We start from the raw sequence: 406 nt of genomic DNA on the forward strand, positions 1-406 counted from the left end.
GGCGGTGGTATAATGCGGGGTGAGTAGTATCTTACTCCCATGCTTCAGACCACGTTGACGTGTGGCAAGTGCAGCAGTGCTGACTTGCGTAAGAACGGAAGCCGCAAAGAGCAGCCGAAATACCAATGCAAAGCCTGCCGCCACCAAGCCCTATTCGAGCCGGCCGCCGCCCGCAAGGCGGCCCAGTACGCGCAGGTGGAGAAGCTGCTGGTCGAGCGCGTCTCGCAACGAGCCATCGTGCGCCTGACCGGGGTRGCCCGGCCGACGATTGTTAAACTGGCAAAAAAAAGCGCAGGCCACGCCCCAGTTGCGCCCCAAGCCCCGCCGGCCACGGGAGCTGGAGTTGGATGAAATGTGGACCTTTGTCGGCCACAAGGGCAATAAAGTGTGGCTCTGGCTGGCCGTG

Annotated in this window: 1 protein-coding gene; it reads left to right on the forward strand. The window is 61.7% G+C overall.

The features are described from left to right. Positions 1 to 39 precede the first annotated feature (39 nt). Positions 40 to 351: a transposase-like zinc-binding domain-containing protein gene (locus D0T11_RS23660; protein WP_119657898.1), complete on the forward strand. Its 312-nt coding sequence runs from the start codon at positions 40 to 42 to the stop codon at positions 349 to 351. Positions 352 to 406 lie beyond the last annotated feature (55 nt).

The organism is Hymenobacter rubripertinctus (assembly GCF_003583925.1).
In the GTDB taxonomy this organism is placed as follows: Bacteria; Bacteroidota; Bacteroidia; order Cytophagales; family Hymenobacteraceae; genus Hymenobacter; species Hymenobacter rubripertinctus.